Source organism: Sinosporangium album (genome assembly GCF_900100605.1).
In the GTDB taxonomy this organism is placed as follows: domain Bacteria; phylum Actinomycetota; class Actinomycetes; order Streptosporangiales; family Streptosporangiaceae; genus Sinosporangium; species Sinosporangium album.
In genome coordinates, this window is the sequence record NZ_FNCN01000001.1 from 375,361 (window position 1) to 397,172 (window position 21,812).

Consider the following 21,812-nt stretch of genomic DNA (forward strand, 5'->3'; position numbering starts at 1 on the left):
CGTTCTCCAACCGATTGAACAGATCAGGCAATATCACCTTAAGCTCTCTACCCTAAGCCCCCTGCGGCGTCGCACGGCCGAACTCTGCGCAGCGCGGCGTGGCGTGATCCGGCATGACGGAGGCATGGCGGAAACATGGCGGAGGCATGGCCTGATCTGGTCGCGGCGCTATGTACCGCGCGGGTGGCTCTCCTTCAGCAGGAGCGCGGCCACAAAGCCCACCAGCAGCAGGGCCGGAATGATCCACAGGGCCCCCTGGAAGTCCGCCAGGCCGGGAGAATCCCCGAGAAGCCGGCCGGGCAGCGCCGTGAAAAGGCCGCCGATCAGGAAGCAGACGCCGTTGACGACGGCGGAGGCGGTGCCGACGAGCGAATGGGGCACCGACTCCCCCGCGACGGTGAAGCCGAGCATCAGCGCGCCCGCGCACAAGCCCATCGCGAGCATGAACACCAGGGACAGGCCGCCCGACCCGGCCGGCAGGTAGATCACACCCAGTACGGCCACCGCCTGCAGCAGCACCCCCGCCGCGATGGGCGGCTTCCGGGCGCGGAGCCGCTCCGACAGCAGCGTGAGCAGCGGCGACCCCGCGGCCAGCCCAAGCCAGGCGGCGGCGTTGAGCCAGGCGGCGGCCTCCGCGCCCTCGCCGCGGGCCTCCATGAGGCGCGGCCCCCACAGGCCCCCCATGGCCAGCATCGTGCCGAACGAGACGCCCGAGACCAGCGCGGCGAGCGGCACCTGCCGGTTGGCGAGGCAGCGGCCCAGGTCGCGCAGGATGTGGGTGAGCAGCGGTGCCGTACCGGACGCGGAGGGCACCGAGTCGGCCGGGTTGCGCACGAACACCGCGAACAGCGCGGTCAGCAGCACACCGAACGCGCCGAAGCCGACGAGCAGGTGCTGCCAGCTCATGTGCTCCAGCGCGGACGACAGGGAGGGCTGGGCGACGGCCGAGCCGAGCGACGCCAGCGACTGGACCAGGCCGAACATCAGGCCGAACCTCGCCGGCCCGAACCAGTGGCGCCCGAGGTAGCCCGCGCCGACGAAGCCGAAGGACGCGCCGGCGGCGAGCACCAGTTGGGCGAGGATGAGCGTGCCCATGGAGGAGGTGGCGGAGTACAGGAACGCTCCACAGGTGACGAGCGCCACGGCGACCGTCATCAGCGGGCGCGAGCCGAACCGGTCCAGCAGGGAACCCGAGAAGAACTGGCAGAGGGCGAACGCCCACGTGTAGATCGACGCGGCCAGCCCCACTTCGGCCACCGAAAGGCCGGCGGTGGCCTGGATCTGCGGCGACACGATGCCGTAGCCGGTCAGGATGGAGAACTGCCAGACCACCAGGAGGGCGGCTAAGGTCCAGACGGTCCACGCCTCGGCGCCGCCGATCGTGCGGTGGTCGAAGACGCGCCGGTGCACATTCGTCATGCGCACCTTCCTACCGCCCGGCGATCGGCGCGGGCTCTCGGGGGTGGTCACGTTCAGGGGGACACCCAGGCAAACCCCGCCGTACGGCGGAGCCAGGCAGGCGTGAGGGCTCCACCCGGACGCGGGTGGAGCCCTCCAAGGCCGTGACCTCCGCCGGGCTCAGTGGCCCATCGCCGGCCTGGCCTCCACCGTCCGCGTGGCGAACGGCAGGTGCTCACGGATCAGCAGTCCGCTCGCCACCAGCGTCCACAGACCGACCAGGATCATGGGCAGCCAGCCCACGAGGAAACTACGGGGCGCCAGGACGCCGCCCGTGATCCCCAGCGCCAACGCCGAGAGGAAGGCGATGATCGCGACGATGATGGCGAACCAGGCCATCCACTGCGGGAGCACAGCCGTGCGTATGATCGCCCCCGCTATCGCGGCGAACAGCAGGGCCCACGCGATGCCGGACAGCAACCCCATGAGCGTCACCCCCGTGTACGGCACCGCCGCGAGAGGCAGCAGCCCCCGGTTGACGGAGAACACATAGGCCGTTCCGGCATAGACGGCGGCGCCGACGAACCCGAGCGTCACCACAACCACGAAACCGGCCAGCACCAGCGCCGGCAGATCGCTGAACCCGTAGCGACGGACACTCGCGGCACGAGCGTGTTCCCCCCGGACCCCCTCAGGCCGCCCTCCTGCCGCAGGATGCGTCCCGGGCCCGTGAACCCCTTCCCCGGGATACGTCCCGGGAGCGTGGCCCCCTGCCGCGGGGGTGCCCGGCGGCCGGGTCTCCTCCGCACGCGCACCGGCCATGTCGGTCAGGTCCGCGTGCCGGGCCTCCCCGCGGCGGAACGCCGCAGCCAGGGCGACACCGAACCACAGGAACAGCGCCGCCGCGATCGTCGTGAGCAGCGCGGCCCACAGCATGTGCCCCCGATGCTGGCCGACATAGCCGCCGATCAGTCCGGCGTGTTCGGTGATGCCTGGCGCATTCCACGCCACGATTCGGGCGATGATCGCGACGATCAACGCGAGAATCCCCGCTATCCCTCCCCAGCGAAGCTCGTGGCCCTCTTTCATAGCCTTCACCTCCTTCTTTCATCATTCGCCGCTCAGGAGGGGCTGACCAGGGGTGATAACCCGAACCACACTCGTCCAAGGAGCGTTCACGAAGAGACGTTGACCAGTCCAGGTGGGGCTCTTTACCCACGGCCGCGTCGCGTGGCCCGCTCACGTCCCGGCATGACGAGACCGCCGCCACCGGCAGACCATCGCCGACTCACCACCGGCGACCTGGACAACAACAGCCCCCTGCGTCGCTGCCGAGACCAGGGATCTGCGTTCCACCGGGGCAGGCCGGCCGGGCGGCCTCGCCGATCCGCCTCCTTGATCAGTCCGCCCTCCGCCGGTCGGCGCAGATATACGCAGACGGCGGTCTGGCTTGGGGAGAGATAAGAAGTCACCTTTTGGCGACCTGCTCCGGCGATTGCGTATTGGACAATTCCACTGCACGATCGGGAAGGCGGAGTGCCATGACGACGGGAACGATGAAAACAAGGACGAGTGAGAAGAAGGTGGTCCGCAGACCACTCGCATCGGCCAGCCACCCGAACAGGGGAGAGCACAGGCCGCCGGCGGCCATGGCCAGCCCCAGGGTGAGTCCGCTGGCGGTCCCTATGCGGGTGGGCAGGTAATCCTGCGCCAGCGTGACCTGTGCGGCGAACGGGAGGAACATCGCGGTCCCGAACAGCACGGCACTGACGACGAGGACCCAGAACGTCGGGGCCCAGGCGATGCCCAGCAGCGCCGGGAGCGCCGCCAGATAGCCGACCCGCACCGCGGCCATCCGGCCGTACCGGTCGCCGATCCAGCCGCCCAGTAGGGTGCCGGCGGCGCCGGCGGCGGTGTAGGCGGTGAGGACGGCCGCCCCGGCCGCCGGCGACTGGCCCAGATCTCCTTGCGCGAAGAGCGAGACCATCGACGTGACCGCGACGAACGGGATGGACCATCCGATGATCACGAAGACCAGGCGGGTGAACGAACGCCAGTCGTCGGTACGGCCCGCGCCGCCCTCCGCGGACCCCCGCCCGCCGATGACCGGCGGGCGGGCCTCCACGTAGCCCCGCCACCGCATCCACGGCCCTTTGAGCATCCACAGGGCCGCCATCACCAGGGCGGGAACCGCCAGCAGGTAGCTGCCGTCGAAACCCACCGACCCGATCACCAGCGTGACCAGGGCCGGCGCGACCGAGCCGCCGATCGTCCCGCCGACCGAGAAGACGCTCATGGCCTTCTGCGAGGATCCGCCCGCGGCCCGGGCCTGGCTGGTCGCGGGCGGGTGATAGGCGGCGATCCCGATCCCCGCCAGCGCGAGGTACAGCCACGTGAGCAGGTAGCTGGAGGACAGGCCGGCGGCCACCACCCCCAGCGCGGCGGTCACGAAGCCCGCCGGAACCAGCCAGGTCCGGGGTTTGCGGTCGGAGAGGACACCGAACAGCGGCTGGAACAGGCTGGAGAGGCCGCTGGCCGCGAACGCCAGGCCTGAGACCGCGGCGTAGCTGTAGTGCCGCTCGGCCATCAGGAACGGCAGCATCGCCGGGATCGCACCTTGGTACAGGTCGTTGACCACGTGCGTGCCCGCCAGAAAGCCGAGCTGTCCTTTTTTCATGAAACGCCTGTTCCGTTCTCCGTGCTATGCGGATCAGGACCCCTCAGCTACTACTCGGGTGCTCAGGTCCTCTGAGGAGTCAGTTGAAGTGCGGGCCGTGAGACCGTAGGCCGTACTAGGTGCGGGAAGGCCGGGTCAGGCGCTCCCGGCACGGTTGACGGCCGACATGACCGCGTGGACCGTCGAGCTCAGGACGGAGGTGTCCCAGCCCGCCCCCCAGCAGGTCACGCCGTCGACATCGCACTCGATGTAGGCGACGGCCGGGCTGTCCGGGCCGGTCCCGGTGGCGTGCTCGGCGTAGCTGAGGATGTCGACGGCGACACCCACGGCGCGAAGCGCGTCGGTCAGGGCCGACAGCGGCCCGTTGCCGGTGCCCTGGCAGGAGCGCTCCCGGCCGTCGGCGTGGACCGTGCAGGTGAAACGGTGCTCACCGGGAGCGGTCTCCGACGTCGACCACGAGAGCAGTCTGACCGGGCCCTCCTCCGCCGGGATGATGTAGGTCGTGCGGAAGAGCTCCAGCAGCTCCTTGTGGGAGAGCTCCCGGCCCGTCGCGTCCGTCACCCGCTGTACGACGCGTGAGAAGTCCGGGCGCATCGCCTGAGGCAGGTCCAGGCCGTGGTGGACCTGGAGCAGGTAGGCCATGCCCCCCTTGCCGGACTGGGAGTTGATGCGGATGACCTCCTCGTAGGTGCGGCCGATGTCACCCGGGTCGATCGGGAGGTACGGCACCGCCCACGGGATCTCTTCGGCGGGAACCCCACTGTCGGCGGCCTGCTTGGCGTGATGGGCCATGCCCTTGGAGATGGCGTCCTGGTGGGTGCCGGAGAAGGCCGTGTGCACGAGCTCGCCGACATAGGGGTGGCGCGGGTGGATCGGCAGCCGGTTGCAGTACTCCACCACCTCGCGCACCGCGTCGATGTCGGAGAAGTCGATCATCGGGTTGACGCCCTGCGCGTACAGGTTGAGGGCCAGGGTCACCAGGTCGACGTTCCCGGTGCGCTCGCCGTTGCCGAACAGGCAGCCCTCCACGCGCTGCGCCCCCGCCAGGACGGCCAGCTCGGCGCAGGCGACACCGGTGCCGCGGTCGTTGTGCGGGTGGACCGACAGGATCACGGAGTCGCGGCGCGCCAAGTGGCGGTCCATGTATTCGATCTGGTCCGCGTAGACGTTGGGGGTGGCGATCTCGACCGTGGCCGGCAGGTTGTGGATCACGGGTCGGTCGGGACTCGCCTCCCACAGCTCGGTCAGGCCGTTGCACACCTCAAGGACGAAGTCCGGCTCCGTGAGGTTGAAGACCTCCGGGGAGAATTGGAACCGGATGTCGGCCCCCGGCCGTTCCTCTGCGCGCCGCATCAGGTAGGTGGCGGCGCCCCGGATCAGCTCGCCGACCTCGGCGCGGGAGCGGCCCAGCACCACGTCCCTCCAGGTGGGCGCGGTGGCGGTGTAGAGGTGGACGAGGACGCGGGGAAGCCCCTCGACGGAGGCGACGGTCCGGTCGATCAGGTCGCGCCGGGCGGGCGTGAAGACGGAGACGGTCACGTCGTCGGGCACCGCGCCGCTGTCGGCCAGATGACGGACGAAGTCGAAGTCGGTCTGGCTGGCGGAGGGGTATCCGACCTCGATCTCCTTGAAGCCCATCGCCACCAGCAGGTCGAACATCCGGCGCTTGCGGGCGGTGTCCATGGGTTCGGCCAGGGCCTGGTTGCCGTCGCGGAGGTCGACGGGCACCCACAGCGGGGCCCGCTCAAGCCGGCGCGAGGGCCAGGTGCGGTCGGTCAAAGGGAGGGCGACCCGCTCATCGGCGGGCCGGTAGCGGTGGTGCGGCATCGCGCTCGGACGCTGCGGATTCCACCGCGGCGCGTCCGCCGGAACGTCTCCGGACGGCGTGCGCAGAGTGGGGAACACACTGCTCTGGACAGTGCTCTCGACATTGGGCTGGATGGAGCGAACCATTGCTGCTGGACTTCTTTCAGTCGGCCAACGGGGTGACCGGCGCAGCCTTGGCACCCGCTGCGGGTGGCCGGTCGGGTCAGGCCCCGCAGCGGCAACCAAGGAGAAGCTCGAACCGCAGCATGCCCGGTAGAATAGCACCAACTCCGCAGACAAGCTGACAAGTTTCAGGAAGGTGGCCGTCACATGCCCCTCGGCGCCCTGAGGCCGTCCCCCTTGGTCGAGCAGGCCACCGAGCACCTGCGGGCGCAGATCACCGGTGGTGAATGGCCCGTGGGCACCAAGCTCCCCGGCGAGACCACCCTGGCCAAATCCCTCGGCGTCGGCCGCTCCACCGTCAGGGAGGCCCTCCGCGCCCTGGCCGGGGCGGGGCTGGTGCAGGCACGTCAAGGGTCCGGGGTCTTCGTCATCGCGACCACCCCCCAGGACGACTGGTCCGTCCGACTCCGCCAGGCGGCCGTCACCGACGTCTACGAAGTCCGCATGCTCGTCGAGGTCGAAGCCGCGCACCTCGCGGCGCGGCGCCGTACCGACGACGACATCACGGCCCTCCGCGCCGCCCTGGCCGAGCGCCGCGACGCCGCCGCCAAGAACGACGCCGAATTCGTCGACGCCGACATAGCCCTGCACGCGGCGGTGATCGCCGCAGCCCACAACCCGGTCCTGACGGGCCTGTTCACCGAGTTCACGCCCGTGCTCCGGCAAGGGCTCATCGATCTCGTCGAGCTTCTCGATCTGCGTGCCGGCCGGCCCGACCACGGCGACGAGAGCCACGCCGCGCTGGTGGACGCCATCGCCCGGGAAGACGCCGAAGCCGCCCGGCGCACCTTGCAGGGCGAGCTGGAGCAGACACTCGCCCGGCTCCAGTCGCTGTAGGACCCACCTCACCGGTGACGAGGAACGGGCAGGGCTCCGCCGTACGGCGGGCGGGGGATGTCACATCCTGGAGGTGTGTCTCGTCCTTGGGATGTGAACGGTGAGTGCGCGCGTGGCCTAGTGGAACTGGCCGCCGAGTTCGAGGCGATCAGGCCGCGGCTGGTCGGAGTGGCGTACGGCCTGCTCGGCAGCCTGGGCGAGGCCGAGGACGTCGTGCAGGAGGCGTGGCTGCGGCTGAGCCGTACGGCACACGCCGAGATCGACGACGTGACCGGATGGCTGGTCGTGACGGTGTCGCGGCTGGCGCTCGACGTGCTGCGGTCGGCGCGGGTGCGGCGTGAGGAGTACGTCGGGCCGTGGCTGCCCGAGCCGGTGGTCGAGGGCGGCGACCCGGCGGATCGGGTGACGCTGGACGAGTCGATGAGTCTGGCGATGCTCGTCGTGCTGGAGTCGCTGAGCCCGGCTGAACGCACGGCGTTCGTGCTGCACGATGTGTTCGGGCTGGCGTTCGACGAGGTCGGCCGGGTCGTGGGCCGTACGCCGGCGGCATGCCGACAGTTGGCGGCACGGGCGCGGAGGCATGTGCGCAGTCGCGGCCCGCGCTTCGAGGTGGATCCGGCTGAACACCGCAAGGTCGTGACGGCGTTCGCGGGGGCGTGCCTCGGGCATGATCTCGACGCACTGTTGACGCTGCTGGATCCGACTGTGGTGTTGCGCAGTGACGGCGGCGGGGTTGTCACGGCGGCACGGCGGGTGCTACGCGGCGCGGACCGCGTGGCGCGCTTCCTGGTCGGGGTGATGACGAGGCGTGCCAGACCTGGGTACGCATTGGAGCCGACCACGGTGAACGGCGAGCCGGGGCTTTGCTGGACGCGCGACGGCGAGGTCAAGTGCGTGATCGGGATAGCCGTGGTCGACGGCCGCGTCACCGAGATCTACATGGTGCTCAATCCAGAGAAACTAGGGAGAGTCCAATGACAGCACGCCTGAATGTCCTCCGGCAGAGGCCGGAAGCCTACAAGGCCATGGTGGGCCTGGAGGAGTTCCTGCGGGACAGCGGCCTGTCGAAGATCACGATGGGGCTGGTGAAACTGCGGGTCAGCCAGATCAACGGGTGCGGCCTCTGCGTGGACATGCACTCCCGTGAGCTTCGCAAGGCCGGGGAGACCGACGACCGGCTCTTCAACGTGCCTGTGTGGCGGGAGGCGCCGTGGTTCACCGACGCCGAGCGGGCGGCGCTCGCCCTGGCCGAGGAGGGCACCCGGCTGGCCGACCGGCCGGAGGCGGTCCCGGATGAGGTGTGGCGGGAGGCCGCCAAGCATTTCGATGAGGACGATCTCTCCGCGTTGATCGTGGCGATCGCCACGATCAACGCGTGGAACCGTATCGCTGTGATCACCAGGATGCCGCCGGGGTCGCACCAGAAGAGCTCCTGAGCCCGTCGCGGCCTCCGCCCCCTGTGGGGGCGGAGGCCGCGACTGCCCGGGGTCACCGTACGGTGGCCAGATCGCCGCCCGGCTCCGCGCGGAACGGCTCGGCCGCCTCGGACGGCTCGGGCGCCTCGGGCGCCTCGGGCGCCTCGGGCGACTGCTCGAACTGGGTGCGGTGGAGCTCCTCGTAGCGTCCGCCCGCGGCGAGGAGTTCGGCGTGGGTGCCGCGTTCGACGACGCGCCCGTCCTCGATGACGAGGATGAGGTCGGCCGCCCGCACAGTGGAGAGTCGGTGGGCGATGACCAGGGAGGTGCGCCCGTCGAGGGCTTCGGCCAGGGCGTCCTGGACGGCCGCCTCGGAGGTCGAGTCCAGGTGGGCGGTCGCCTCGTCGAGGATGACGACGCGGGGCCTGGCCAGCAGGATCCGGGCGATGGTGAGGCGTTGCCGTTCGCCGCCCGACAGGCGGTAGCCCCGCTCCCCCACCACGGTGTCGAGCTTGTCGGGGAGCGACCTGACCAGGGTGTCCAGCCGGGCGCGCAGCAGCGCGTCCCACAGTTCGTCCTCGGTGGCCTCGGGCCGGGCCAGGAGCAGGTTCTCCCGGATGGAGTCGTGGAACAGGTGCCCGTCCTGGGTGACGACGCCGAGCGTTTCCCGGATCGACTGCGCGGACAGGTCGCGCACGTCGATGCCCGACAGGCGTACGGCACCGCCGTCCACGTCGTACAGCCGGGCCGTGAGCTGGGCGATCGTGGACTTGCCGGCGCCGGACGAACCGACGAGCGCGACCATGTGGCCGGGTTCGGCCTTGAACGACACATTGTGGAGCACTTGGACTCCGCCGCGGCTGTCGAGGGCGGCGACCTCCTCCAGGGAGGCCAGCGACACCTTGTCGGCCGACGGGTAGGCGAAGTCCACGCCGTCGAACTCCAGCGACACCGGGCCTTCCGGCACGGTCTCGGCGTCGGGCTTCTCGGTGATGAGCGGCTTGAGGTCGAGCACTTCGAAGACCCGCTCGAAGCTGACGAGTGCGCTCATCACCTCGACGCGTGCGCTGGCCAGCGCGGTGAGCGGAGCGTAGAGGCGGGTGAGCAGCAGCGCGAGCGCGACCACGGCGCCGGCGTCGAGCTGCCCGCTCAGGGAGTAGAAGCCACCGAGGCCGTACACGACCGCGAGCGCGAGCGCCGACACCAGGGTCAGCGCGGTGACGAACACCGCCTGCACCATGGCCGTGCGCACGCCGATGTCGCGGACGCGCCGCGCCCGCAGGGCGAACTCCGTCGACTCGCGCGACGGCCTGCCGAACAGCTTGACGAGCGTCGCGCCGGGCGCGGAGAACCTCTCGGTCATCTGGGTGCTCATCAGCGCGTTGTGGTTGGCGGCCTCGCGCTGCAGCCGGGCCAGCCGGGTGCCCATGCGGCGGGCGGGGATCACGAACACCGGTAGCAGGAGCAGCGCGAGCAGCGTGATCTGCCACGAGATCCCCACCATCACGACGAACGTCAGGACCAGCGTCACCACGTTGCCGACGACGCCGGACAGGACCTGGGTGAACGCGCGCTGCGCGCCGATGACGTCGTTGTTCAGCCTGCTGACGAGGGCTCCGGTGCGGGTGCGGGTGAAGAACGCCACGGGCATGCGCTGCACGTGGTCGAACACGGCCGTCCGCATGGTGAGGATGAGTCCTTCGCCGACGCCCGACGACAGCCACCGCCCCAGCAGACCCAGCCCCGCCTCCGCGATGGCGAGCCCGGCGATGATCAGCGCCAGCCGTACGACGTTCTCAAGCGGGGCGGCGTTGACGATCGCGTCGACCACCTGCCCGGCCAGCACGGGCGTCACCACCGCGAGCACGGCCAGCACGACGCTCAACGCCATGAACCACATGAGCTGCCGGCGGTGCGGCCGGATGAACCCCCCGATCCTGCGTAACACCGCCTTGGAGAAGGGGCGTTTGTCGTCTTGCGCGTGTATGGCGCTGTACATCGAGTGCCAGGCCGTCACTTGCATGTCCATTTTTTCACCACCGGGCTCTCTCGCTCGCCGGAAGTGCCGCCCCCGATGGCCCCTGATGGCCCTTGAGTACGGCACCGCCGCCGCTGTCGCCGGCGGCTCACCTTGAGCGTAGAACCTCAAGCATGCTTGACCTCAAGCCCGCCCACCCTCGCCTCTTGATCAACAAATGCCAAGGCGACGGTCAATGCGAAGGCATTTCAGCTTCCAAAAAGTAGGTATTCACACCGATACGCTTTTGAACATTCCGTGATCCAGAGGTGACCAAATTCCCCTAAGCTAATCGCTCCCCAAAGAAAAACCCCAGGTGGCAGGCATGTACGATCAAAATCCGCCGAACCATGATTACCCCACCCACGCCTCCGGCTATCCCGGACAAGGGCCCGGATACGGCGGATACGGCGCACCTCCCCCACGAACCAACGGCCTCGCCATCGCGTCGCTGGTGTTCGGCATTCTCTGGCTATGCGGCCTTGGCAGCCTTCTCGCCGTGATTCTGGGACATGTCGCACTCATAAAGATCCGGACCACACACGCCCTCGGCAGGGGGCTGGCCATCGCGGGACTCGTCCTCGGCTATCTGGGGATCGTCTCGACAGTGGTGAGCGTCGCCGTCTTCGGCCTCTTCACCAACGCGGCCATCGAAAGCTACGAGGAGATCCAGGCGTCGGCCGAGGCCAACGCCAACCCCGTCGAGGAGACCTCAGGCCCCGAGGAGACGGCCCAGGCCGACACGACTCCGGCGGACAAGGAGGCGTCCTCAGCCGTACCGACCCCGACGCGCTCCACCTTCACGGCATCGGACTACCGCACTCTGAGCGGCAGAGGCTTCGCGAAACTCACCAAAGACCCCGACGCGTACACCGGCAAGCAGTTCATCATCTACGGAGAAGTCACCCAGTTCGACGCGGCCACCGGCACCACGACATTCCGCGCCGACACCGGGCACGCGAAACTCCAACCGTCCTACGGCTTCGTCGACTTCGACCAGAACGCACTCCTCACCGGGTCGGAGTCACGTCTGTCCGACGTGGTGCAAGGCGACCTTTTCCAGGCCTACGTGACCTCTCTCGGTAGCGAAAGCTACGAAACCCAGATCGGCGGCAACACCACCGTCCCCAGCTTCCAGGTCGACCGGATCAAGGTCTACGGAAGCCTGAAGAAGTAGCTCCGTCAGAACCATCTGTCCCTCGTAACGCGGGTCTGCCCCCTGCTTCGCACGACGGCCACAAGCGACCATACGTCCCGCGTCAGGAATCGACGGTCGCGAGGATCTCTCGGATTCTCGCGACCTTCAAGTGGCCAGCGCCGTGGCGACGTTCGAGGTCGGGCAGGAGGGCTTTGAGCGTACTGGCGGCCCGGCTCGGATTGCCGGAGCCGAACTCTAGGAGGCCGATCTGCTCGCGTAGTTCCAGGATGCGGTCTTCGTCCGCACCGAAGCGCCGTTCGTCCTTAAGCAGCGCGTTGAGCTTGGAGAGGGCAAGGCTGCTCTCACCCAGCGCTGCGTGACAGGTTGCCTGTTGCTGGCGGCAGCGCAGCGCGAGGTCGTTCCCCGCCCCGTCGCGCACAGCGAGATCCTCTGCCAGTTTCCCGAATGCCGAAGCGGCCCGCGAGTAATCGCCACCGAGGAACAACGCGTCGGCGAGCTCCAAGCGCAGGTTGATCACGCTTGAGTCCTGCGCGCCGAACGTCTGGCCGGCGGGCTCGACGATGGCAGCGAGGAGGTCGGCCGCCTGAGTGAAACGGGATTCAGCGATGAGAGCACGGGCGTCGCTCCGCGCCAAAGCGATGTCGCTTGCCCGCACAGTCTGGGCGGGCATTGGAACACGCTCGGGCTTAGAAGGCGGCGAGACGGCCTCCCGGACGGACGGCGCTATCCGGCCAACCACCGCGGAATACATACGGACCGGATGCGCGGCAGCCATGTCGACATATCCCGGGAAGGCGGGGAGGTCACCACAAAACTCCATCAGTCTGTCGTAGACCTCAACGGCGCTCGCCGGGCGGTTCTCCGGCTTTTTGGCTAACATTTGGAGAATTAGATGATCAAGCCCCTTCGGCACAGCCGGCCTGCACGCGCCCGGCGATCGAGGGGCGAGATCGATGTGATTGCGCATGGCGGCCAGCCGAGTCGCACCGGCGAACTGGTTCTCGCCAGTCAACAACTCATCGAGGATCACGCCAAGGGAATAAAGATCGCTCTGCGGACTGGTGGTAGCGGAGAGAGCCTGCTCTGGGGCCATGTACTCCGGCGTGCCCAGCGCCATGCCCGTCATGGTGAGCCTGGTCTCGTTGGATGCGAGAGCGGCGGCGACGCCGAAGTCGAGCACTTTCACAGTGCCGTCCGCGCAGAGCATCAGGTTGGAGGGCTTCAGGTCCCGGTGCACGAGCGAATGGGTATGGGCGACCGCCAGTACCGAACATACCTGTGCGCCGATTGCGGCAACCCAGGCGACAGGCACATGGCCGACTTCGTCAAGGAGTGCCGACACTGGGCAGCCGTCAATGAGTTGCATGACCAGATAGAGATCGTCGCCGACCGTTCCGCAGTCGTAGACGGAGGGAACCCCGGGGTGCTCAAGTCTCGCGGTGATACGCGATTCGCGCACGAACCGCTGCGTAAGCATAGTGTCGGGCTTGCCGTCGGGAAGCTTGTCGATCCTGATGAACTTGATGGCGACCTTGCGATCAAGGCGCTTGTCGAACCCGAACCAGACCTCCCCCATCCCACCTTGGCGTAGGGAGTTAGGGATAAGGTCATAGCGGTTGTCGATGCTGGTTGGTCTGCTCAAGCCATCCACCTTGCCTGAGGCGCCGAGTTGATCTGGTTCAACGGGCGGGGATTCAACAGTCGGGGAGTAGGTCGCCGCCGGCCAGGCCATTGAAAATGAGACGCCGGAGATTCTCACCTGCCTCGCCGGTGCGGCGCACTGTGTCTTCGAAACGGTCGAGCCGACGAAACGCCTCACCGTACTTCCGCTGCTCGGTGAGGGGAAGTCGGGGAATCTGCGCACGCCTGACATCCACCCGGTGAGAGCCCGTGACCGAACCGGCCGTACGGACCGACGTCGCACGGAGGAAACCAGCGATGAAATGCGAGTCGAACACCTCCGGATTGGGCCGGATCAGGGACAGGTGAGGGCCGAGCGCCTCCTCCTCGTCGAGGACACGGGCGATGATGTGCCGGGTGATGGCAGGGACGACGATGTCGCCCGGTCTCCCGATCACCAGACCGGCCTCCCGTGTGCCCTGCCCCGTCGCCAGACGACCGAGGGTTACGTCTTTGACCGTCAGGAGCCGTAGATCGCCGCTCTCGGTCTCCATGCGCATCGGAGTGTGTTCGACCTGAAGGGACCCCGCTCGGACAAGCTCCGCGATCGTCGTCATGGTGAGCGGCCCGCCCCCCGGTGATACGTCCGGCAATGCCGCAGGCAAGGCGTCCGCTAGGGCGAAGAACTCCTCGCGGGCGCGGTCGAGGTTGCCGACCTGCACCGACGCGGCCCGCGGCAGGTGACGCACGGGAGTGAGGTCAACCTCGTCGTCGAGTAGGTCGATGATGGGCACCGTACGGCCGAAGGCCTCGTCGATCTTCTCCCCCCGCCGGAACGATCGCCATGCCCGCACTGTGTCGTCGGAGCAAATGCCCTCCGACGAGTCCACCATGAGCACATGCGAAGGCACGCCGTCGCCGACACCGGGTCGTCGCAGCAGCCACAGGTGTGGAGGGACAGCGGACTGCGGGGCCGTCCCCGCCGGCAGCGACACCACGGCCTGGAGCGTGCCGGTGCGCAAGAGCTGAGATCTGATTCTGCGCCCGGACCTGCGGTCGGCGGCGGCGGGGGGCATGAGCACGATGGCCTGTCCGCCGGACTTGACGTGCGCCAGGCAGTGCTGGACCCAGGCCAACTCAGACTCGCCGCGTGGCGGCAGGCCATATTCCCACCGGGGGTCGTTCGTCAACGCCTCATAGCCCCAGCCGCGCTCATTGAATGGCGGGGCGCAGACGGCGGCGTCGACGCGAAGGTTAGGGAAGGCATCGCGGGTCAGGGCATCGCCCGACTGGATGTCGGCGGAAATGCCACGCGCTGTCAAACGGGCGCAGGCCAGCCTCGCGGCGTCGGTGTTGCGGTCCTGCCCCTTCACCCGAATCGCACTTATCTCATGTCCGTCGTCGCGGCGGGACACGAGCGCCAGAAGAAGACCACCGAATGCGCAGGACGGGTCGAATACTTCGGTGGCTTCCGGTTCGATAAACGCCACCATGAACCGCGCAACCTCCGGGGACAGCGCTTGAACCCGCCGCGAATGGGCCTCGGTGTAGCGGGTGTAGAGGAACTCCACCGTCTCCGCCAGCCCCCGCTCTCGGGCGAGCTCGGCCGTGGCCCGGATCAGCGGAACATCGTTGTCACCGACGAGCAGGTTTGGCAGTGCTTCGGCGACCTTGTCGTCATCCTTGCGGAGCAAGGATGACAGCTTCCTGTGAGCCACGGCGGTCGCGAGGCGGCTGACAAGTGACAGCAGTTGAAGATCGTCGACCGAGTTGCGTACGTGCTGCCACAGCATCTCGTCTTGGGGGAGCTGTCGGAGTTTCCCCTGTTCGACCAGCCAGGCTTCGACCTCGGCAAGCGAGAACAGCGGACTCGCGGTCGTACCACCCACCGGCTGGGGGAAATCTCCGAATCTCCTGCGCCAGTTGCTCACCGCGGCGCGTCCCACACCGGCAAGCCTGGCGATGTCGCCGGCCGCCACCGTCGCGTTCTCCCCCGACGTCACTGCCTACCTCCTCGAATTCGTCAGCCCGCGGCCCGGCACCGGGCCGATCCGCTTCACCTGCTCCCAATCGTGAGTCGTTTCCTCAAGCTCATAATCGAGCCAGAATGCCCTTGAACCTAAGTTCGGCCAGGTGCTCCGCCACTCGCCTTGGCGCGGCGCCTCCACGGATGCGCACTCCTGCCTCCACGTTCTTTCCAATGCCCGATTGGGTCAGATTGGCACTCGAGACCAGCATGTCGCGCCGGTCGGCCACTGCGAGCTTGGCATGCATCTTCGCACCCGCCTCGGTCCGCTGCGCCGTCGGCCAGTGCCAGAGTTCGACTCCGGGTACCGAACGGAAGGCGGCAGCGGGTTCGTGGTCGGTGAGAGCACCGCCCGCGCCCCGCAGTGTCTCCACTACAGCCACTACTCCGACTCCGCGTTCAATGGCGGCGGCCAGTGCCTCCAGCACCGGAGCATAGGGCTTTGCCGAGTAGGTCATCAGCAGCAGTTCCCGCCGAGCCTCACCCACCAGTTCGACGAGGACCTGCGCCGTAGAGCGCAGCGGCACCGCGTGCGTGTGCGGGCCGCTCCACACCGATTCCACGGTCACCTCGGCCGCCTGACGTACCATCCCGGCGGCGACGCCGCGTAGGTAGGCCGCGGCTTCGGCGTCGGACACACCACCCGCCTCCTTCGCGGCGAGCACGGCACGGGCGGCGGGGGCGAAGTCCACGGTGGGGAGTGCGAGGGCCAGAGCCTCGGCAGGCCACCCTTCGGCGATACGCGCCGCCAGCACCCGCAGGTGAGCGGGTGGGAGTGCGCGTGCCGCGCTCTCCACCGCCCGCTCGAACCCAGGGTTCACGAGACCACCGGCGCCTCGGGGAAGAGGGCGAGTCCGCTGCCGTCGACCGGGACAACGAACCTGCGATCAAGGAACCTGTTGCCGCGTTCACAGGTCGTCTCGGAGACGAACAGGCATACATGGCATGCCGCCCCGTGCAGGAAGTCGTCAACGCGATCGGGAATCCGTTCAGAGCACAACGGGTCGGAGGAGCAGGTTCGAGCCTCGATGAGCGCGCGCCGCGTCAGCCGTATCAGGGACTGCTCTTCAGCGAGAGTGACCAGCCCGCCAAGGGTGCCTTCGGCATCGGGCACGGCGGTGTAGATGAAGATGCCACCGCGCGGGTCGGTCTCGTCCCCCGCGTAGATGCGTTCGGCGAGGCTCGCCGAGTTGTAGCCGCATTCCAAAGCAATGGTGCGGATCAACAGGTGGGAGAGCGTGTGCAGGGCATAGTAACGGTAGCCGGGCCAGTGCTTCATGGGGTCGAAGTCCGTTTTGATCCGGTCGGAGAAGCGGTTCTCGCGGAAACGGCCGTAGGCCTCGCGATGCCGGTTCATCGCTGCGCTGCCACGCACCCGCCGTTCCCACTCGGCGAGCAGCTCCTCCCTGACCCTGATGAAAACGCCCTCTCCCCGAACTTCGCTCGCGGGCAGCCACTCAGGGCGTCCTCCGGCCAACTGAACCGAGGTGACAAGGTCCGGCTCCTCGGGGTCGGGGGCGTCGAGACGCGTGAAACCGATGAGCGCGCGCACCTCCCGGATGCGTTCGGCCTGCACGACGTCCTGGTAGAAACCTGCCAGTGCCGTCGGAACTCCAGGCCGGTAGAGGGAGAAATCATCGGTCTGCGTCACGTCGGACCCGGTGAACGCCTTCCACTCGGGAGTGCGCAGATCGGGATACCCCTCCTCGTCTTCCTCCGGCGCCTCAAGCGACGCTCGGTGACGTTCGACGGCGGCCCAGATCTCTTCGTCGGTCCAGCGGGCCAGCTCGCTGAACCCGTTGACCACTGTCCTCGCCCAGGGGTACATCTCCAACTTCAAAGGGCCGATGGCCTGCCAGTGCTTGCGCACCTTGTCGGCCAACGCGTCGTCGGCGTCCGTTGGTACGGAGAGCAGAGATAAGGTCTGCGCGAACCACTGGTTGGATGCACCGAGCACCAGCAGCTTGGGCGGAGAGCCGGCCTTGCATGGGCGTGGGAACTGATTGTGCAGATGAGGGTGGCGACCCCGGCAGGCCGGAAGGTTCTCCGCGCCGCGTCTTCCCATGGCCTCGCTCATGTTTCGCGGCTCGGAGTTGCAGGATTGACAGCGGAGCTGGACGTTGACCCCGATGTTGCCTCCCCTGTCCTGCATCTCCAACGTCGGGTAAGAGGCTGCGGGACAGGCGCCGCCGCGGTGCACGAAGTGGGCATAGGGAAACTCGTCGAGATGCCCCGCCACACACGCGAGAAGGAAACGGGCGGGAACCGCGATCGCCTTTCGGCCTTGGGCACGCGAACAACTCTTATGGAAAAAACGAGCTTCGTGTGGTTTGCGTCGTTTGGAGTTCTCGAAGCTGAAGATGGTCGCCGATGCGATGGGGGCGAGGATGTCACATGCGATGCAGCGCATCCAGGCCGGGAACGGCACCACCGGCACACCTGTCCTCGCCGCCTGGTCAGACGGGTCGTCATCGGATTCCACCAGCCAGGGCGCGGCGCGCAGCTCCCCTACCTGCTGTCCGCGCAGCGCGCGCGCTGCACGCAGCAACCTTGGCTCGACGACGCGGAACCCGGCGTTCTCCTCGGAACCGCTGGGGTAGTCGTAGCGCCAGTCGTCAAGCCCGCGCATGAGAACAGTGAAGTACGGCAGATCGATCAGTGCACCGACTCCACCCGTGAACATCAGGTGGCTGGGCCGTATGCTACCGACCTTGCGGTGATATGGAGCCGTGGTCGTCATCGCTCGTTCCCTTCCCGCCCACCTGTCATACCCATCTCATCGCCTTCGTCGGCCCGCGAATCCTCCGACGCCGTGGCATCGAGGCGGAAGGACCAGCCCGGCGCGTCATAGAGCGGTGTGAAGATCTCCCCACCGCCTGGCAGCAGCATGTTGATCTCGCGTTCGGTCTCACGCATCGAGTTGCCGACCGTCAACTCGCCCCACGATGCGCTCCCCGGAAGCTTCAGCAGGCCGGTTCGCTCTCGCCCGCGCTTGCGCTGCTCCTGATACCCAAGGGCGAACTGCCCCGACCTCTCACGCCGCCACGCGTCGCAGACCACGGCGATGCGTTCGGCGAGGTACTCACGGGCCCTCTCCCCCGCGATGTATCCCGCGCGGTCGAGCCAGCGGGCCACCACGCGCCGCACGTCATCCCCGTCGAGATCCACATCGTGGGCGTCCTCGTTACGCGAATGATCTCCGGCGGTGTTCCTGACCGCGGCGACGAAAGCGGCTGTCGTGCCGCGGTCCAGGGCCCGACGGGTGTACGGCGTGACCGACAGCGCCTCGACCTGCCGGTAGAAGGTCGCGTGGTAGTGCTCGAAGTCCTCGTAGTGCGCGAGATCGCGAGGCCGAGTCCAACTGTAGAGAGTGATCACCAACCCGGGCCGTAGCGGGTCGCGCCCGACGCGGGAAGACGCCTGGATGTACTCCGCGGTGTTCTTCGGCTGACCCGTGACGACCATCAACCCGAACCGCGACACGTCCACGCCGACCTGAAGCATCGAGGTGGCCAGCGCGAAGTCGATCGGCTGCCGCCCCGCCGTGGACCGCTCGTGCTCCCGCGCGGCCAAGGGGTGCAGGGCCGACTCGCCCCGCCTGCCGTGCGAGTCCTTCCTACCCCGGAGCGCGGGCTGAGTCTCGCGCTTGTGCGCCATGATCTCGCGGCGGCGGGCCGAGGTGTCGAGGTCGGGGTCGAAGCCGAGTTCCAGCCTTTTCAATACCTCGCTGATGTCTCCGGAGGAGATGCGCGCCGTGAGTTCCTGGATGTTCAGTACGGCGTTCCGGGCGACAAGCCGGTTCGACAGACCTTTGAGGGAGCCGTGGCGGCGCACGCGGATCGCGACGTCGTCGTCCAGGTAGCGGCGCATGCCCGCGAGTTCCCTGGTGGCGTTGAAGTAGCCGACCGTGGTCATGTATGGGTCGGCGGCTCTGCCGTATCTGTCGAACATCGTCTGGCCGGCCAGCAGCAGGATCTCGGCGAGGCGGATCTCGGCGGCCTTGAGGCGGGTGCCGTGCGCGCACAGGCCGAGATAGCGACGGCCCGGGTTCGCCTCGGTGACGGGCACGCGGCGGGAGAAGAACGTGTCCTTCACATCGATCACCTGCGGCGGGAACACCGCATGGCCCTGCCCGAACACGCCGAGGATCTGCTCTTGGGCGCGTTTCGTGGTGGCTGTTGAGGCGACGATCTTCGGACCTGTCTCCCGCCCCTCGAACGTCCATGTGCTCAACTCGTCGACGGCGGCTTCGAACAGGCCGACGACGGTGCCGAGCGCGCCCGAGATCAGGTGCAGCTCGTCCTGGATGACGAGGTCCGGCGGGCGGAGCCGTACGACACCGGTGCTCGTCACCGCGGGCAGGTTCCCTTTGGAGTTGTGGCGGTTGCCGCACTTGGTCTTGTCATCGAGGTCGTCGTGCCGGTAGCCGTGGCGAGGGCAGTACTGCCCCACCCGCCCGAACAGGTGCCCCGCGTAGCCGCGCCACGGGAGCTGGGCCAGCTTGTCAACGGTCGCGATCACCAGGCTGGGTGTCAACCGGTAGATCTCTTCATCGACGGTCAGGATGGGGAGCCCCTCGCCGGGCGACATCCGCTGGGAGAACGGGCAGGCACGCTGTCCCTCCCCATTGGGGCAGTAGAGCAGCACCCTGCGCCGGTCGTCGTCGGGGTAGAGGTCCTGGTGCCCGCGCAGGCGCGTGCCGCACCAAGGGCAGGTGAGCGTCTGCAGCACGTTCACCCGGTCGCCCCGTCCGGCGGTCCTGGCATCGGCTATCTGCCGCTGCGCATCGGGGAACCAGTTCGGTGACACCGCGCTCCCCACCCACAGCCCGATCCGGAACGGCTCTCGCCCCCACTGCCCAGGGTCCTCACGACGCAGGATCTCCGCCGCGCACACCAGCGACGCGGCCCGCTGAAACTGCTGCGCCGTGAGCAGCCGCAGCGTGTAACGCATCAGTACGGCGACGCCGTCCAATCCGCTGCGTTTGTCCGTGCCTGCCCCCAGCTCGCCTTGGATGCGGCGGATCGCAAAGGTGTAGGCGGTCAGGCCGAGATACGCCTCGGTCTTGCCGCCTCCCGTGGGGAAGAACAGAAGGTCAACAACCGCCGTCGAGGCGGACTCGGCGCCGCGCGACCGCTCCGGGTGAGTCGGGTCGGTCAAGGACGGCAGGTTGAGCAGCATGAACGCGAGCTGGAACGGCCGCCACTTCGCCGCGTCAGTCCCACGGGAGGCCACCTGTGCTTCTGCCTCGCCGAAACCCAGCCCTTGCTCCTCACGCAGCCCGGCGATCAGCGTGTGGCGGCGCTGCAGCGCCATCGCCCTGTTCGCAAACCGGAACGCCCGAAGCGCCTCCCCATGCCTTGCCCGCCCCGGATCGGTGAGCAGCACGATGCCGGCACGAATACGCGTGGCAGCCTGTCGGGCACGGTGCACGGCGGCCGTCGCGGCGTCCCTCAACCCCTCGGGCAGCCCAGCGATCAACGCCGCCTGCTCGTCCAGCCACAGCGCGTAACCGTCGGCCAGCGGCGACAGCCCAGCCGCCAGTTCCGCCACGTCGACGTGTGCGAGACGGTCCATCGACAGCTCCACTCCGGCCAGCCGCAAGTCGCCGTCGGGAGCGATCGTCGTGGGAACGTCGAACGCCGGGATCCACGTCGTACACAGCTCGTGCGCACGTCTTTCCCCCGCCCGGACCTCCGCGTGCACCGCCACATTGCGCCCCGTCGCGTGCCGCAGCTCGTCGCGGTAAAGCAGCCTCAGGTGGGCGTCCTCGCCATCGAGCGACGTGCCCGGCGCGTCATCCGTCGGGTCGCCGATCGGCAGGAAAACCGGTGCTGCCCCGTCCAATGCCGTCACCCGCAACTCCGACTGGAACAGCCAGCTCGTGTCTTTCCTGCTCTCCGGCTCCTCCTGGCCGTTGACGAGAGCCAACTCCACCACCCGGCGCGCATTCGGCAGATCGCGCACCGCCACCGAGAGGTACACGCCCGGGTCCTCCGCCCGGTGCATCGTCAACGGAATCCGATCCCTGCGCCCCTCGTCCAGCCGGACTTCCAGACGATGCGCCACCGGCGTCCGCACCCAAACGTTGACTTTCCTGCCGTCCTCGTCCTCCACCTCGGAGATGCCGTAGCGGCCCCACGACGCCGTCACCGCCAGCAGGTCCACATCCGCCGGCACCGTGCACGACAACCCCATCGACGACGCCCAGATACGGCCCAGGATCTGCGGCGTCAGCACGTCGTTCAACTCACCACTGGACCCGTCGCCGCCCACCGCCACGTCGACGTCCGGCTGCTCGTCGGCCGACTCCAGCACCGACCTCACGAGCCGCTTCGGACCCAGCATCCCCACCAGGTAGCGGTCGCGAGGCCCCCGCGACCGCTTCGGCAGTTCCTCGTACTCCCCGTGCCACGGCCCCAACAGGTCTTTGCGGACCAGCTTCTCGAACTCGCCCCTGACCTGGAAGGACGTGGCCTCCTCAAACACCTTCGGCACGTCCAGCGGGGACACCGGCTCCTCACGATCCGACGGCACGGCTAACCCCTCCCCGCCGTCGTCGCCACCATCGCCGCCGAACAGATCGTCCTGAACGGCACCCGCCTCGAACAAGCCCTCCTGGCGATCGAACACCCCGGGGACACCTTCTCTCCAGATCGCGCCGACATCCAACT

Annotated in this window: 14 protein-coding genes; 4 read left to right on the top strand and 10 right to left on the bottom strand. The window is 68.2% G+C overall.

Going from position 1 to position 21,812, the window contains the following annotated elements; genetic code table 11:
• Nucleotides 1–168: 168 nt before the first annotated feature.
• The 4 genes from BLQ73_RS01630 to leuA all read right to left on the bottom strand — a co-directional run bounded on the left by BLQ73_RS01630 (nt 169) and on the right by leuA (nt 5,902).
• The gene (locus tag BLQ73_RS01630; protein ID WP_093167439.1) at nt 169–1,419 is read right to left on the bottom strand and encodes an MFS transporter; all 1,251 of its coding nucleotides are present in this window, start codon (nt 1,417–1,419) and stop codon (nt 169–171) included.
• 159 nt (nt 1,420–1,578) lie between these two features.
• Nucleotides 1,579–2,487, bottom strand: coding sequence for a hypothetical protein (locus BLQ73_RS01635; protein ID WP_093167441.1), 909 nt, complete (start codon nt 2,485–2,487; stop codon nt 1,579–1,581).
• A 379-nt stretch (nt 2,488–2,866) separates the two neighbouring features.
• The gene (locus BLQ73_RS01640; protein WP_093167443.1) at nt 2,867–4,075 is read right to left on the bottom strand and encodes an MFS transporter; all 1,209 of its coding nucleotides are present in this window, start codon (nt 4,073–4,075) and stop codon (nt 2,867–2,869) included.
• A 135-nt stretch (nt 4,076–4,210) separates the two neighbouring features.
• A complete protein-coding gene (leuA, locus tag BLQ73_RS01645) occupies nt 4,211–5,902 on the bottom strand; it encodes a 2-isopropylmalate synthase (protein WP_218125578.1) in 1,692 nt (563 codons plus the stop codon).
• Between the two features lie 309 nt (nt 5,903–6,211).
• Between leuA and BLQ73_RS01650 the strand changes: the two genes are divergently transcribed.
• From BLQ73_RS01650 to BLQ73_RS01660, 3 genes are all read left to right on the top strand, one after another.
• On the top strand, nt 6,212–6,901 hold the full coding sequence (locus tag BLQ73_RS01650; RefSeq protein WP_093167447.1) for a FadR/GntR family transcriptional regulator: 690 nt from the start codon (nt 6,212–6,214) through the stop codon (nt 6,899–6,901).
• A gap of 75 nt (nt 6,902–6,976) precedes the next feature.
• A complete protein-coding gene (gene sigJ / locus BLQ73_RS01655; protein WP_245690686.1) occupies nt 6,977–7,879 on the top strand; it encodes an RNA polymerase sigma factor SigJ in 903 nt (300 codons plus the stop codon).
• The gene (locus BLQ73_RS01660) at nt 7,876–8,337 is read left to right on the top strand and encodes a carboxymuconolactone decarboxylase family protein (protein WP_093167451.1); all 462 of its coding nucleotides are present in this window, start codon (nt 7,876–7,878) and stop codon (nt 8,335–8,337) included. The genes sigJ and BLQ73_RS01660 overlap by 4 nt, the downstream gene beginning before the upstream one ends.
• A gap of 52 nt (nt 8,338–8,389) precedes the next feature.
• Here the strand turns inward: BLQ73_RS01660 and BLQ73_RS01665 are convergent, their stop codons facing one another.
• Complete coding sequence (locus BLQ73_RS01665) at nt 8,390–10,345, bottom strand: ABC transporter ATP-binding protein (protein ID WP_093167453.1); 1,956 nt, start codon at nt 10,343–10,345, stop codon at nt 8,390–8,392.
• 313 nt (nt 10,346–10,658) lie between these two features.
• Between BLQ73_RS01665 and BLQ73_RS33045 the strand changes: the two genes are divergently transcribed.
• Complete coding sequence (locus BLQ73_RS33045; RefSeq protein ID WP_093167455.1) at nt 10,659–11,510, top strand: DUF4190 domain-containing protein; 852 nt, start codon at nt 10,659–10,661, stop codon at nt 11,508–11,510.
• Between the two features lie 82 nt (nt 11,511–11,592).
• Here BLQ73_RS33045 and BLQ73_RS01675 read toward each other — a convergent pair whose 3' ends face one another.
• The 5 genes from BLQ73_RS01675 to drmA form a co-directional block, all read right to left on the bottom strand.
• Nucleotides 11,593–13,134, bottom strand: a complete 1,542-nt coding sequence (locus tag BLQ73_RS01675; RefSeq protein ID WP_245690688.1) for a serine/threonine-protein kinase — start codon at nt 13,132–13,134, stop codon at nt 11,593–11,595.
• Nucleotides 13,135–13,186: 52 nt separating this feature from the next.
• Nucleotides 13,187–15,115, bottom strand: a complete 1,929-nt coding sequence (locus BLQ73_RS01680) for an N-6 DNA methylase (protein WP_143020074.1) — start codon at nt 15,113–15,115, stop codon at nt 13,187–13,189.
• 88 nt (nt 15,116–15,203) lie between these two features.
• Nucleotides 15,204–15,959 (bottom strand): DISARM system phospholipase D-like protein DrmC, encoded by a 756-nt coding sequence (drmC, locus tag BLQ73_RS01685; RefSeq protein ID WP_093167462.1) that lies wholly within the window; start codon nt 15,957–15,959, stop codon nt 15,204–15,206.
• Nucleotides 15,956–17,878 (bottom strand): DUF1998 domain-containing protein, encoded by a 1,923-nt coding sequence (gene drmB, locus BLQ73_RS01690; RefSeq protein ID WP_093167464.1) that lies wholly within the window; start codon nt 17,876–17,878, stop codon nt 15,956–15,958. The genes drmC and drmB overlap by 4 nt, the downstream gene beginning before the upstream one ends.
• Nucleotides 17,875–21,771, bottom strand: a complete 3,897-nt coding sequence (drmA, locus tag BLQ73_RS01695) for a DISARM system helicase DrmA (RefSeq protein ID WP_093167466.1) — start codon at nt 21,769–21,771, stop codon at nt 17,875–17,877. Before drmA ends, drmB begins: the two co-directional genes overlap by 4 nt.
• Nucleotides 21,772–21,812: the final 41 nt, after the last annotated feature.